This is a genomic window from Mesorhizobium sp. BAC0120 (assembly GCF_033542235.1).
Taxonomy (GTDB): domain Bacteria; phylum Pseudomonadota; class Alphaproteobacteria; order Rhizobiales; family Rhizobiaceae; genus JAWRCU01.
Window position 1 is genome coordinate 129,521 of sequence record NZ_JAWRCU010000015.1, and the last position, 13,872, is coordinate 143,392.

The following is a 13,872-nucleotide window of genomic DNA, read 5'->3' on the forward strand; positions in this document are numbered from 1 at the left end:
ATCAGTGACAGCAACCGATCCATCGCAAGCGCTGATCCAGGCTCGGGGTATCGTCAAGAGCTTCTCGGGCGTCCAGGCGCTGCGCGGCATCGATTTCTTCGTGCAGCGCGGCGAAATCCACGCCCTGCTCGGCCAGAACGGAGCGGGCAAGTCAACACTGGTGAAGATCCTGAACGGGGTCTATCCGGCCGGCTCCTATTCGGGCACGGTGACGCTCGACGGGGCAGAGGCCAATTTCGGGTCGCCGCTTGCCGCGCGCAATGCCGGCATTGCCTACGTCCCCCAGGAAATCGAGGTGCTCGAGCAGCTCACGGTCGCAGAGAACATTTTTGCGGGCCGCACCAATCTGGGCGAGGGCTTGCTGGTCAATCAGCGCAAGCTCGAAGAACGCGCGCGATCGCTGTTCGACGAGCTCGGCCTCAGTATCGATCCATCCGCACTGGTCGCCTCGCTGGGCTCCGCCCAGCGGCACCTGGTCATGATTGCACGCGCGCTTGCATTGAGGCCGCGCGTGCTCATGCTCGACGAGCCGACCGCCTCGCTCTCGGGCGCCGAGGTCGAGCGCCTGTTCGCGATGCTGCGCCGACTGAAGGGGCTGGGCGTGACGATGGTCTACATAACCCACAGGCTGCCGGAGGTCATGGCTGTTTGCGATCGTGCCACCGTGCTGCGCGACGGACGCGTGGCCGTGGAGATCGGTCGCGACGAATTCAACGAGGAGCAGTTCATCTACGCAATGTCCGGACAGCGGCTGCAGCGGCTTTACCCGGATCATGAAGCACCGAAAGACAGTGCCGTCGTGCTTGGCGTCCGCAATCTTTCGTCAAAAGGGCGAGGTGGGGCGCATAGCGATCCGACCAATGTGAGCTTCGAGATCAGAGCGGGCGAGATCGTCGGGCTCGCAGGCCTGCTCGGCTCGGGGCGATCCGAGATACTGCACGCCATCTATGGGCGGACCCCGAGCACCGGTGATGTTCAAGTGGACGGCAAACCGGTGTCGATCCGGACGCCGGCGGATGCCCGCCGCGTCGGGATTGCGCTGCTCACGGAGGATCGCAAGCGGGATGGCCTGCTTTTCAATCTTGATGCGGGGGCCAACATAACGATCGGAAATCTCGGCAGCCTTGCCCGCCGTGGCGTGGTCCGGAGCGGCAGGGAGCGTAACGCCATCCTGGAAGCGATGCGGGCGCTGAGGGTGAAGGCGTCGTCGCCACAGTCTTCCGTCGCGCATCTTTCCGGCGGCAATCAGCAGAAGCTCCTTTTCGCTCGTGTGTTGATGCGGGCTCCCCGCATACTGATGCTCGACGAACCGACCAAGGGCGTCGATGCCGCGACGCGACACGAGATCTATCGCCTCATCGTCGAACTCGCCGACAAGGGCGTGGCTCTGCTTGTCGTCGCATCCGAGCTCGAGGAGGTGATCGGCCTCTGCGACCGTTGCCTGACCATCGCGGACGGACGCATCGTCGATGAATTCAGCCGAGGGGAGGGCAGCGAGGAGCGCGTGCTGCGCGCCGTGGCCGCCGCGCAGGCCGCCCGGCAAAAGGCCGCGCTCACCGGCGCACGAACATGAGCGAGAAGATGCTGACAGACCGCAGGATACTTGTCACCGGCGCTGCCACCGGCATAGGCCGCGCGACCTCCGAGCATCTGCTCAGCCTCGGTGCGAAGGTCTTCGGCGCGGGCCTTGATGAAGCCGAGGGCGAAGCAATGGCCGCGCGCTGCCGGTCCGAGCAACTGCCTTTCCATTTCCGAGGCGCCGACCTGACGGATGAGCGCCATGTGCAGGCCGTTGTGAAGGACGCCACAACCGCATTCGGCGGGCTCGACGCGGTCGTGAATTGCGCGGGAATCTACATGACCGGCAAACGTCTGGAGGACGTCTCGGATGCCGAATGGGAGCGGACGATCGCCGTCAATCTCACATCCATCTTCCGCGTCTGTCGGGCGACACTGCCGCTGCTCAGGGCAGCCGGGGGCGGCTCGGTCGTCAACATCGCGTCGGTGCATGCGCTTGCGACGGTGCCCGGCGTGCCCGCCTATGCGGCCAGCAAGGCAGCGGTCGCCGGCCTGTCGCGCCAGATGGCGCTCGACTATGCGGTCGATCGCATCAGGGTGAATTCCCTTATCGTCGGATCGGTCGCCACGCGCATGACGCTTGACGGGCTCGAGGAGGCCGGCGGACCCGAGTCGTTGGGCCTCTCCTTCGACGACAACAAGATAGCCCGCATCGCCAACCCACGCGAGATCGCGACCGCTATCGCCTTCCTAGTTTCGGACGCTGCTTCCTTCGTTACCGGCAGCGAGTTCGTCGTCGACGGCGGCATGCTCGCCCGGCTCATGTAGACGGGATATCGAACGGCAGGAAGCGCACGGAGCCTGTCAGGCTCTCTCCCGGTGCAAGAATTTGCGCCCCGAACAGTTCGCCCTCCCTCCCGCCCATCCGATTGAAGGCGCAGGGCGCGTTGCTCTGGGGCTCGACGCAGAAGAAGGGCTTTTGCGGATCTGCGTAAAGCATCAGGTGCCCGAATATCGGATCGGCCTCGATGTTCAGGCCGATGCCGCGCTGCGTGAAGCGAAGCTCCGCGATTCCGTCCCAGCCGCCATAGTCGTTGTTGCGCCACGTATCCGGCAGCGGACGGCGCTCGCGAAAGTCGAGTTCCGGCGGAACCAGCAGGGCCTCCGTGGCGACGTGGTCCGGTCCCTCCATGAAGAAATGCTTGGCTCCGAACCGAAGTGTCGTTCCTCCGTCGCGCTCGAACCAGGGATGAAGACCGAAGCCGAAGGGCATTGCCGTCTCGCCTCTGTTGGTCAACCGGAGCTCGACGGTGAGGCCCTCCGGCGATAGCGAAAAGAGCTGGGTTGCCTCATATGAATAGGGTTCGTCGGGCGCTATGTGCCTGAGGCTGAGCAGTATGCCTCGACCGTCCTGCTCTGCACACCAGGGCAGGTGCCAGCCGGTGCCATGCACATTGAAGCGCTCGGGCGGATTGTTCGCTTCAAATCGCCATGTCCGGCCGCCGAACTCGAAACTGTTGTCGGCGATGCGATTGGCGTAGGGCACCATCGGAAACATCGCCGCCCCCACGACTTTGCCGGCCTCGCGGTCGGCATGCGAGAGCGGTCGCATGAGCTCGACGCCGTCCTTGCGAAACCATGCCAGGCTGCCGCCGATCTCAGGCGCGAGACCGATCGAGTAGGGGCCGTTGGAAAGTTCGATCATCGGGTCACCAGCTGTTGGAGGGGTCTCGGGCTGAAAGGTCTCAGGCGCTTTCGCGGTCGACGATCTCGAAACCTATGCTGGTGATCGTCGGTACTTTTGTCTCGCCCCGCAGGCGGGCCAGCAACTGTCGGACCGCACGGCGTCCCATCTCGTATCGATTGACCTTCACGGTGGTGAGCGAAGGAACCAGCTGCGCGGCGATATCCATGTCGCCGTAGCCGGCGATCGCGATCCTTTCGGGGATCGGCCAGCGGCGACGGTGGCATTCCTGGATGGCGCCAAGCGCCAGCGTGTCGCTCGAGAAGAAGATCGCATCGATATCGCTGTGCCTGTCCGTCAGGATGGCGAGGGCATCGGCTCCGCCCTTGGCCGTGATAGGCACTTCCACCTCCATATCGCGGTGGTTTTCGAAGCCGAGCTCCGCCAGCGCTGCATGATAGCCGGTACGACGCTGCTGCAGGCGATCATTGCCATGGATCGGCGTGGAAACGAAGCCGATCCGCCGATATCCTTTCGCCGCCAGATGCATGGTCATGGCGTAGGCCGTTTCGAAATTCGAGACGCCGACGACCATGTCGAGCGGCTTGCGCCCCTTGATCTCGGAGATTTCCACGACCGGAGCGCCGCTGGAGAGCAGCAGCGCGCGTGCGGCTTCGCTCTGCACGAAGCTTTGCAATATCATGCCGGCGGGCCGCCAGCCGAGCAGTGTCCGGATTGCTTCTTCTTCCGCTCCTGGCGTGAACTCGCCCTGGACCAGCAGCATCGAATAGCCGCCCTCGTGGCATTCATCCGACATGCCCTGGACCTGCTCGGCGATGCCGGAGTTGATCAGCGGCGGAACCACGGTCCCGATCATCCGGCCCGTGCCCCTCATGGAGGAGGCGAGCCGGTTCGGAACGAAGCCGGCCTTCTCGATCGCCTCCAGGACCTTGGCGCGTGTCTCGGCCGACACCATGTCGGGGTTGGAAAGCACCCGTGAAACCGTCATGGGTGCGACGCCGACGCGCTTTGCGATCTCGCGTACGCCGAGCCGCTCTCCAGTTTTTTTGTCGCCGTTGCGCGTTTTGCCGGCCATCGTCACGCTATCCCAGGCGCATGCATCTATCGCGCTCCTACGATAGTTCAGCCTTGGTTATCGATTGCTTGCAAGCTTCAAGGTGCCGGTGAATTCATCCCGCCATGTCGTGTCCCACAGCGACGGGAACGCAAGTGGCTTGTAGGGGTGGGCGGCGAGCGTCGCGGCGTCCAGCTCGATCCCAAGTCCCGGCTTGTCCGGGAGCGAGAAGCGTCCGTTGCGCAAGGGATTCCACCCGCTGACCATGTCATTGCGCCAATCGACATCGAACTCCGCGAAACTCTCGAGCATGAGCATGTTTGGCGTGGACCAGCCGAAATGCAAGGCGGCGGCGAGCGCGACCGGACCGATCGAGCAATGCGGCGAGACTGCCATGTCCTGGGTTGCGGCGAGCGCCGCAACTTTCTTGGCCGCACTGATCCCCCCGCAATGGGCGACGTCCATCTGCACGACGTCGCAGGCGCGCAGCGCCGCGAGCCGGGCGAAATCGGCGATCGTGTACAGCCGCTCGCCTGCCGAGATCGGTAGGCTCGTGGAGGCTTTGACCTCCTTGAGCAGATCCAGATTCTCGGGCGCCACCGGCTCTTCGCACCAATGTATGTTGTAGCAGTCGAGCTTGCGGATGAACCGGATGGCATCGCCCGCAGCAAGCCGGCCGTGCAGCTCGATCATCAGCCCGATCTCCGGCCCGACCGCCTTGGCGACTGCATCGATCACGGCCAGCGCGTGCCGCTCCTGCTCCGGGCTGAGGAACTTCCATGCCGTCGTGAAGGGGTCGAATTTCATCGCGCAGTAGCCGAGCGCTGCCACCTCACGAGCGCGTTGGGCAAAGTCCTGCGGTTGCTCGCAGCCGCCATACCAGCCATTGGCATAGGCAAGCAGCTCCGGCTTGGCCCTGCCGCCGATCAGTCGATAAACCGGCTCGCCGGTCGACTTGCCGATGATATCCCACATGGCGATCTCGGTTGCCGAGATGGCGGTCATGACGGTCGAGCCGCCCTGATACTGGTCGCGGACCATGTCGCCGACCACGGCCTCGATATCGAAGGGGTCCTTGCCGATGATGCGAGAGGCGACCCATTCGTTGAGCAGAAGCTCGACGGCTTTTTCCTGCCATTCGAGCGTGGCCTCGCCGATCCCCCTCAAACCGGTGTCGGTCGTCAGCTCTACGAAGAGATAATTGCGCTGGCCTGCATTCGTGCAAAAGGTCTCGAGCTTGACGATCTTCATGGCATGAGCCCTTCAATGGAAAGGTCGATCTCCGCACCCCGCTCCAGCGACATGCGGATGGCGTCGATCAGTGCTATCGCGGCGGCGCCGTCGCAGCCGTTGGATCCGAGGGTTGCGAGGCCGCGAAGCGAATCGAGGACGTTCTCCAGAAGGCCTGAATAGCCGCCGAAGCTTTCGTCGAACATCAGCGTGTTAGGCACCGATGGCCGCCAGCTCCGGGCGGGAGCGGCCTCGCCGTCGTGAAGCGTCAGCTCGAACTGGTCGTCGACCACCAGGAAGGCGTTGCGGCCGAAGATCTCGACCCGTTCCCAGGGCGCGAAGCTCAGCCCGGTTGCGCTGGTCATGATCGTGCCTATGGCGCCGGAGACGAAGCCGAAAGAAACGACCGCACTCTCCAGCCGGCCATCGTCCTGAAAGGTGCCCTGCGCGCTTAGCCGCGCGACCGGCCCCATGAACCACAAGAGCAGATCGAGAAGATGGACGGTACCGCCCTCCAGCAGGTCGACATAAGGGTAGCCCAGTGTGAACTTGCCGGTGAAAATCGTGGGCCGGTCTTTCAGGGCACCGGCGTCGATCAAGGCCTTGGCCTGAGCGTAGGGTGGCGAGAAACGCTTGTTGGCAACGGCAGCGAGCAGGACGCCCCGCTCCTCTGCAAGCCGCGCGAGCGACGAAGCCTCGCGATAGGACCGCGCCAGCGGCTTCTCGACCAGACACGAGACGCCCCTCTCGATCGCCTGCTCTGCAAGCGGGACATGGAAGCTGTCGGAGGAAAGCACGAGCACGATGTCGACTCGCGTCTTAGCGAGAAGTTCGGACAGCGTAGCGAAGGCCGGTGCTGCGCACAGAGAAGCAGTCTTCTGCCGTCGTGCTTCGTCCGGATCGACGACCCCGGCGATAGCAAGAGGTTCGCCGATGGTTTGCAGTCGCCGGATGGCGGGAACCCACTTTGCCTGTGCGACTCCCCCGCAACCGGCGATCGCGATGCTGAGCGGCCGCTTCGCCGCCCGCTCCGGCGTTCCATTCACGCCGTAGACATCGGCACGACCGAAGGCTGCCTCATAAGGCGTGTGGCCGAAGTCGACATAGGGGAGATCTTTCACGGCTGCACCGAGGAGTGCGCCAGGACGCGCTGGGCGAGGGCGCGCAGCGTCAGCGCAAGCAGGATACACGCGCCCTTGACCAGGAAGAACTGGGCATCCCCCATCTGAAGGCCCGAAAGCCCGTTGTTGAGAATGGCGAGGAAGAGAACGCCGACAACCGTGTCACGCAGGCGGCCCGTTCCGCCGCGGAACGACGCTCCGCCAATGATGACGGCGACGATCGCATCGAGCTCCAGCCCGAAGCCGGCCGTCGGCGCCGCCGCTCCGAGCCTGCCGAGCATGACGATCATGCCGGCCGATGTGAACAGCGACATGATCACCAGGATGGCGAAGCGAAGCCGCTTGTCGCTGACACCGGCCTGACGAAGCATGCGCGGATCGCCGCCGAGGGCGTAGATACGCACGCCAATCGGCAGCCGTGAGAGGATCAGCCAGCCGGCGAGGAATGCGAGCGCCACGAGAAGCACGGCGGGTGTGAAGCCGAACGCGACAGGCGTGTTCATGACCGTGACAAAGCTCATCGGGAAGGCGATCGTGCTTGCATTGGTGAGCGACACGGCGAGGCCTCGTGCCCAGATCCATGCGGCCAAGGTGACGATCAGCGGGTCGAGGCCGAGCCCACCGACGATTGCGCCGTTGAGGGCATAGACACCCACGCAGGTCGCCACGCCGGCAAGCAATGCGAGCGGGACCGGCACTCCATGTGCGGCAGCGAGTGCGGCGCCGACGGCACCGAGGACTGCCACCGATCCCGGGGAAATATCGATGACACGAGACACGATGCCGATCATCGCGCCGACGGCCACGATGGCGAGCGCAGCATTCTGCTCCACCAGTGCAATGAGATTGGCCGTGGTGAGGAATTTGGGGTTCATCAAGGCAAACACGAGCGCCAGAAGCAGCGTCGCGGCTCCCAGTGCACCGTGCACCAGAGCCGCCCCGGTGCGCGACAGTTTGGCGAATTCATCCGTGAAGGCCTCGCCCAGGGCGGCATCGGCCCCTTCGCGCTGCTGGAAGAGCCTGCCTCCGACCATGGCGGCGAGCAACAGCAGGCCTGTTGCCGTGGTCTGCCAGGTTCCCGGTACTCCGCGGATGGTCATGTAATTGAAGACCATCATGAGGATGAGCACGCCGACCACCGTCTGGCCGACGGTTATGCGTCCAGCCGGGAGGCCGCCTGCGCCAAGGGCGACGACGGCGATGGCGAAGAACTCGAGGCCTGCACCGATCGAGGGGCTGATCAGGCCGGTACGCGCCGCGACCAGAACGCCGGCCGCTCCGGCGAGCGCGCCGCAACCGATATAGGCCAAGGCTCGCAGCCGGTTGACGCGGATGCCCGCCAGGCGCGACGCGACCGGCGCGTCGCCTACCGCATGCAGGCGTCGGCCCAGGGTCGTGAAACGCAGGACCAGGAAGGCCAGGATCGCAGACAGGATTGTCACCAGTGCGTCCAGCGGGACGCCGGCGATGGTCCGCCGCGCGAGATCGTCGAAGATCGGCCCCTTTATCTCGAGCCAGGAATTGTAGCGGCCGAGGGCGACCAGGCTGAGGCCCCGGACCATGATCATGGTGCCCAGCGTGACGATGACCGGGCTGATCCGCAGGCCCTCGACGAGCAGGGCATTCAAGGCGCCGACCGCCGCACCGATCCCGATGCCCATCAGCACCGCGATCGCCGGATGCATTCCCTCCGCCAGACCGATACCGGCCAGGGTAGCCGACGCGATCACGACCGACCCGACTGACAGGTCGATCCCGCCGACCAGGACGACCAGCATCATCGCAAGACCAAGCATCAGCACGGATGCTGACTGCCGAAGAATATTTGCCGCATTTCCCGGCGTACCGAAGACCGGCGATGTCGCCACGAAGGCCAGGCAAAGCACAACGGCTGCGACCAGCGTCGCGTTGCGCGCAATGAGGCCTCCGAAGCGCGGCGGCTGGGAGCGGGCTGGCAAGCTCGTCTCCGCGCTCATGCCGGCTGTCCGCCCTGGATAAGGATGTTGAGCTTCTCTTCATCCACCTGCTGAGGGCTGGTCTCGCACGTGATGCGGCCCTCCCGCACGATGATGATGCGGTCGGCCAATGCAAGCACCTCCGGCAGGTCGGACGAGATGATGACGAGGGACTTGCCCGCCCTGGCGAGCGCATCCAGGCGGCCGTAGATCTGGGCCCGGGCTCCGACATCGACGCCTCGCGTCGGCTCGATCAGGACGAAAACGCTGGCGTCGGCAAGATGCCAGCGCGCCAGGAGCGCCTTCTGCTGGTTGCCGCCCGATAGGGTGCGCACGGGCACCTGCTGCGAGGCCGCAACGATCCCGTAGGTTCTGGCGACCTGGTCCGTCGCTTCGCGCTCCTTGCCTCCGCTTACGACACCAGCCCAACTGGTCCGGGTATTGAGCGAGGCGATGGCGATGTTCTGTCGAAGCGACAGGTTTGGAAGGATGCCCTCCTGTTTGCGATCCTCGGTGAGGAGGCAAATACCCGCCTCGGCGGCTTCATGGGGCGAAGCGAAAGTAAAGCGGCGGCCACCGATCTCGACATGCCCGTCTTGTGCACGCAGATCGCCGCCGATCAGACGGGCGATCTCATTTTGTCCGCTGCCGAGCAGCCCTGTCAGCGCGACGATTTCGCCGCTGCGGATTTCGAAGCTCACATCCTGCACGGTTCTGCCGAAGCTAAGCCTGCTCGCGCGCATCAGCGGCTTGCCCGGCGTGCGCAGGCTGGCTTCATAGCGCTGCATCTGCCCGCCGATCATGGCTTCGGTAAGCCGTGCCTCGGACCAGCCGGAAAGCTCGGTGGTCAACACGCATTTGCCGTTGCGCAGCACGGTAGCCGTATCGCAGAGATCGAGCACCTCCGCGAAGCGGTGCGAGACATAAAGGACGGCCACGCCCTGTGCCTTCAGCCAGGAGATCGCCTCGAAAAGCTGGTTGGCTTCGCGCGATCCGAGAGGGGCGGTCGGCTCGTCGAGGATCAGAATGCTTGGATTGGTCGAAAGCGCCTTCGCGATTTCCACCATCTGACGCTCGGCCAGCGACAAATTGGAGACGCGAGCACGCGGATCGATGCGAAGGCCAAGACGTTGAAGCACGCCGATGCTGCCGTTTCTGAGGGCGGCGAGATCGAGCAGACCGTAACGACGCGGTTCGCGTCCCAAGGCGAGATTCTGCTCGACCGTCAAATTGAGAAGAAGGCTGTGCTCCTGGTAGACAGTCGAAATTCCAAGCGACAGCGCCTGGTGCGTGCTTGCGATCTCGACCGGGCTGTTCTTGACGGCGATCGTTCCGGCATCGGCCGAGTACATGCCTGAAAGGATATTGATGAGCGTCGACTTGCCGGCGCCGTTCTGCCCGATCAGCCCATGCACCTGGCCCGGCAAGAGCGCGAGCGAGACGTCGTCGAGTGCGGTCACGCCGGGAAAGCGCTTGGTAAGACCCGTCACCTCCAGGACCGGCGAGACGCCAGGCGAGCGCGTGGTGTTCGCCGGTGGGTAGGAATGCTCGATCGCCGCCATCGTGCCGGACCCTCAAGGTGCTGCCGCCCGCAAAGCACGTCGCGGGCGGCTGCTGTGTGTCGAAGTCAATAGCTGGCGACGATGTCCACCAGTGGCTTTTCGAACGGGAATTTCTGGATGTTCGCCACCTGGTCGTTCGCGAGCTTGAGCGCCGCGTCGACATTGTCCTTGGTCACCAGCACGCCCTTGATCAGTAGTTCCTTGCGATCGTCCTTCTTTGACGCGACGATGTAGGGGAAATAAGCCTTCCAGAAGCCGGAGTACTGCGGCGCGAGAAGGACAGTGCTCTCCATGGCTCCGTTCTTTACGGCCTCGAGGCCCGGCTGCGTCCCGTCGACGGACACGATCATGACCTGGTCCTGCTTGCCGGCGCGCTCCACGACCTTGGCCGCGGGAACCGTCAGGCTGTCGCTATTGCCGTAGATCAGATCAAGGTTGGGATAGGCGGTCATCCAGTTTTCGGTGATCGAGACGGCCTTGGTCGGATCCCAGTTGGTCGGCTCCTGTGCAACGACCTTCACGCCTGGATACTGCGCCATCACGTCGGTGAAGCCGCCCGAGCGATCCGTGTTAAGCCCCTGGCCGAGCAGTCCCTGCAGGTTGGCAACTTCGCCCTTTACCTCGCCGTTATAGCGCTTCTTCAGGAGTTGGGCTGCGTATTCGCCGACGATCTTGCCCGTGTAGCGCTCGTCGAAGCCAAGGGTCGCGGCGCACCCGTCGATCTTGGAATGCAGGCAAATCACGGGGATGTGTGCGGCCGCCGCCTTGGCCATGGTGGGGCCGAAAGCAGCTGCGTCGATGAAGTTGATCGAGATCACGTTCACGCCTTCGTTGATCAGGTTCTCCATGGCCTGGATCTGCTTCGTCACGTCCCCTTCGCCGCTGGTCACCACGAGGTCGAAGCCGGCGCGCCTTGCCGCCTCTTTTGCGCCCTCCACCTCGCCGAGATGGAAGGGGTTCGAAAGGTCGATCTGGATCAGCCCGACCTTGACCTTGTCCTGGGCAAGAGCGGCAGTGGACATCAGAGCGACTGCAGCGGCAGCCGCCAACAGCTTTTTGAACATTCTATCCTCCCTAATGCGCCCGACGAGGGCGCGATAACCGCCCCTTATACCGTTGAGCATGGGAATGTTATCGGTAACATTCTCATGTGTCAATCGTCGGATGGTAGGCCCTGGCGCAGGCTACTACGCGGATTTTCGGGTGCTCTGGCGCTCGATGATGGTGAAGCCGAGTTCCTGCCGCTCGGCGGTGGGCTTGGCGGAGAGCCGCCCGACGATCATCTCCCCGGCACGTCGTCCCATTTCCAGTGCGGGCACATGCACCGTCGTCAGCGTAGGGGATACGACTCGCCCGATCTCGAGGTCATGAAAGCCGGCAATACCGATGTCTCCAGGAACGGCAATGCCCATGTCTCGGCAGGCGAGGATCGCGCCCACGGCAAACACGTCGCTGGTGAAGAACAGGGCGTCAGCGCGAGGCGTCTGATCCCGGACCGCACGCAACGCTCTGGCGCCAGTCTCCGGAAGGATGGCGTCCTCGTCACGGACCACATGCACCGGCAAAGGTCCAAGCCCTGCGTCCTCCATCGCTGTCCTGTAGCCTTCGGCGCGATGCCGGGCCCGTTCGTTGTTTTCGCTCGGGCCGTTGACGAACACCACATTGCGGTAACCGGCCTTGAGGAGCTGTGAGGTCATGGCATGGGCCGCCTCACGGTTCGAGTAGCCGACGACCATGTCGACGGGCTCGTCACCCGTTTCCCAGGTTTCCACGACCGGGACGCCGAACGTCCTCAACAGATCGCGCGCGCCGGGCGTGTGGGTGAGACCGGTCAGCACCAGCGCGTCCGGCCGCCGCTCCAGGAGCGAGCGGATCTGGCTCTCCTCGACGTCGGTGCGATAGGAGCTCGACGAGACGATCAGATCGAGGCCCGCCTCGGACAGCACGTCGGAAAGTCCCTCCATCGTATCGGCAAAAAGCGAATGGCGAAGGGTCGGAACGATTGCCGCCACCATGCCGCTGACGCCGGCCGTCAGGCTGCCGGCAAGCCGGTTGGGCACATAGCCCATCGCTGCGATCGCCTCCGAGACGCGGGCGCGTGTCGCCGGCGTTACTTTCTCGGGGTGTCTCAGCACCCGGGAGACGGTCATCTTCGTGACGCCAGCCAGCGCTGCCACCTCGGCCATGGTCGCGCCAAATCCCTGGCGACTCGATCTATCGTTCTCAGGCAAGATCGACCCTCGCTTTCGCTGCGATTAGACTGCACTTGCCCCGTTGCGTCCAGCTTGCCCACCGCTATGATACCGATAACATCGGAGGCCTGCATGGAACTGTTCGGACGGGAATGGCGGGAAGACGAGCTGCGGCGTCGCGTCGGCCACATGTCGCAAGTGGCCGGCGTCAGATTGTTGACCTCGGACAATGGGCCTTCGCGTGGCGTTCGGCTGCTGGAGTTCCGGACGGGGACAGGCTTCACCTTCGAGATTGCGGTCGACCGTGGTTTCGATGTCGGCCGATGCGACTATCGCGGCGCCTCGCTGGCCTGGATTCCGCCCACCATGCTGCCTGCGCCATGGTTCTTCGAGGATCAGAGCGGCTTCGGCTGGCTGCGCGCAGGCCTGGGGGGCTTCAACAACACCTGCGGGCTCATCCACATCGGCAACCCGGAGGAAACGTCTGTCGCGCACTACAATTTTCCCGCGCGCCCGACGGAACGCTATGGCGTCCATGACCGTGCGGCCCTCATTCCAGCCGAGCTCGTTTCCTTTGGCGAGCGCTGGGAGGACGGCAGGCTCGTGCTGGAGGCCGTCGGGCGGGTGACCCAGGCCCAGACCTATGGGGAGAACCTGGTCTTGACGCGGACATATCGCTCCGAGCTCGGAGCATCCTGGTTCACGATGGAGGACGTCGTCGAAAACCGGGGCTTTCTGCCGACCGAGCACATGTTGCTCTACCATATGAACATCGGCTTCCCATTCGTCGATGAGGGAGCCGAATTCATCGCCCCGGTATCCGGCACTCCGCAGCTGCTGTTCGGAACGGCTGAAATGTCGGATCCGGCCAGTTGGTCGCGCTTCATTGCACCGCAAAGGAATTGGGTGCAGCAGACCTTCGAGCACTCCATGGTGCCCGACGAGGATGGGCAGGTGGAAGTGGCGATCTATAATCCGCGGCTGTTCGGCGGTACCGGCCTCAGCGTGCGCTACGACCACGCGGTGATGCCGCGCTATATCGAATGGCGCATGATGGGCGAAGGCCAGTACGCCGTCGGTGTCGAGCCCTGCACCAACGGCTTCGACCGGCAGAAGGTGCGCGAGGCCGGTGAGCTGATCGTGCTTCAGCCGGGGGACAGGCGGAGCTATCGGACGCGTGTCGGCATTATCGGCGCCACGGAAGCCGAGGCGCTAAGGGCTCGAAGCGGTTAGCTTGGCCGAGGATTTAGGGCCTTCTGGTTTGAGCTTCACAGCTGCATTGTAAATTTTGACCGTTGGCGCTGCCCCTCACTGCCCTGCCGGGCATCTCTCCCCGCAAGCGGCAGGGCTGTCCGGGGAAAATTTCTGGTGAATCGAAATGCCGCAGGCGCATGCCCCGCAAGACGGAGATTTTCCGTCTACCTTCTGGTTGTCGAGACTCAGAAAGGGGACGGGGCATGCGCTTTTCACCTAGCATTCTTGGCAAGCTGGTTGAACCGATCAATCGCCGTCGCTTCCAGGCGATTGTGGATAGC

Annotated in this window: 11 protein-coding genes; 3 read left to right on the plus strand and 8 right to left on the minus strand. The window is 64.0% G+C overall.

Annotated features, from left to right (window positions below):
• Positions 1–4: 4 nt before the first annotated feature.
• Both SAZ10_RS26595 and SAZ10_RS26600 read left to right on the plus strand, forming a co-directional pair.
• On the plus strand, positions 5–1,573 hold the full coding sequence (locus tag SAZ10_RS26595) for a sugar ABC transporter ATP-binding protein (RefSeq protein ID WP_318612438.1): 1,569 nt from the start codon (positions 5–7) through the stop codon (positions 1,571–1,573).
• Positions 1,570–2,346, plus strand: a complete 777-nt coding sequence (locus SAZ10_RS26600) for an SDR family NAD(P)-dependent oxidoreductase (RefSeq protein ID WP_318612439.1) — start codon at positions 1,570–1,572, stop codon at positions 2,344–2,346. The genes SAZ10_RS26595 and SAZ10_RS26600 overlap by 4 nt, the downstream gene beginning before the upstream one ends.
• Here the strand turns inward: SAZ10_RS26600 and SAZ10_RS26605 are convergent.
• The 8 genes from SAZ10_RS26605 to SAZ10_RS26640 all read right to left on the minus strand — a co-directional run bounded on the left by SAZ10_RS26605 (position 2,339) and on the right by SAZ10_RS26640 (position 12,331).
• On the minus strand, positions 2,339–3,223 hold the full coding sequence (locus SAZ10_RS26605; RefSeq protein ID WP_318612440.1) for an aldose 1-epimerase: 885 nt from the start codon (positions 3,221–3,223) through the stop codon (positions 2,339–2,341). The two genes, SAZ10_RS26600 and SAZ10_RS26605, sit on opposite strands and share 8 nt — an antisense overlap.
• Positions 3,224–3,263: 40 nt before the next feature.
• Positions 3,264–4,298, minus strand: a complete 1,035-nt coding sequence (locus tag SAZ10_RS26610; protein ID WP_318612441.1) for a LacI family DNA-binding transcriptional regulator — start codon at positions 4,296–4,298, stop codon at positions 3,264–3,266.
• A gap of 57 nt (positions 4,299–4,355) precedes the next feature.
• A complete protein-coding gene (locus SAZ10_RS26615; protein ID WP_318612442.1) occupies positions 4,356–5,528 on the minus strand; it encodes a mandelate racemase/muconate lactonizing enzyme family protein in 1,173 nt (390 codons plus the stop codon).
• Entirely contained in the window at positions 5,525–6,628 is a 1,104-nt protein-coding gene (locus SAZ10_RS26620; protein WP_318612443.1) for a Gfo/Idh/MocA family oxidoreductase, read from the minus strand. Before SAZ10_RS26620 ends, SAZ10_RS26615 begins: the two co-directional genes overlap by 4 nt.
• Complete coding sequence (locus tag SAZ10_RS26625; protein ID WP_318612444.1) at positions 6,625–8,604, minus strand: ABC transporter permease subunit; 1,980 nt, start codon at positions 8,602–8,604, stop codon at positions 6,625–6,627. The genes SAZ10_RS26620 and SAZ10_RS26625 overlap by 4 nt, the downstream gene beginning before the upstream one ends.
• Positions 8,601–10,145 carry a sugar ABC transporter ATP-binding protein gene (locus SAZ10_RS26630; protein ID WP_318612445.1) on the minus strand — a complete coding sequence of 515 codons (1,545 nt, stop codon included), beginning with the start codon at positions 10,143–10,145 and terminating at the stop codon, positions 8,601–8,603. Before SAZ10_RS26630 ends, SAZ10_RS26625 begins: the two co-directional genes overlap by 4 nt.
• A gap of 65 nt (positions 10,146–10,210) precedes the next feature.
• Positions 10,211–11,209, minus strand: a complete 999-nt coding sequence (locus SAZ10_RS26635; protein ID WP_318612446.1) for a sugar ABC transporter substrate-binding protein — start codon at positions 11,207–11,209, stop codon at positions 10,211–10,213.
• A 123-nt stretch (positions 11,210–11,332) separates the two neighbouring features.
• Entirely contained in the window at positions 11,333–12,331 is a 999-nt protein-coding gene (locus tag SAZ10_RS26640) for a LacI family DNA-binding transcriptional regulator (RefSeq protein WP_318612447.1), read from the minus strand.
• Positions 12,332–12,469: 138 nt separating this feature from the next.
• On the opposite strand from SAZ10_RS26640, the gene SAZ10_RS26645 reads away from it, so the two are divergent.
• Positions 12,470–13,570, plus strand: a complete 1,101-nt coding sequence (locus SAZ10_RS26645; RefSeq protein WP_318612448.1) for a DUF4432 family protein — start codon at positions 12,470–12,472, stop codon at positions 13,568–13,570.
• The last annotated feature ends 302 nt before the right edge of the window (positions 13,571–13,872 follow it).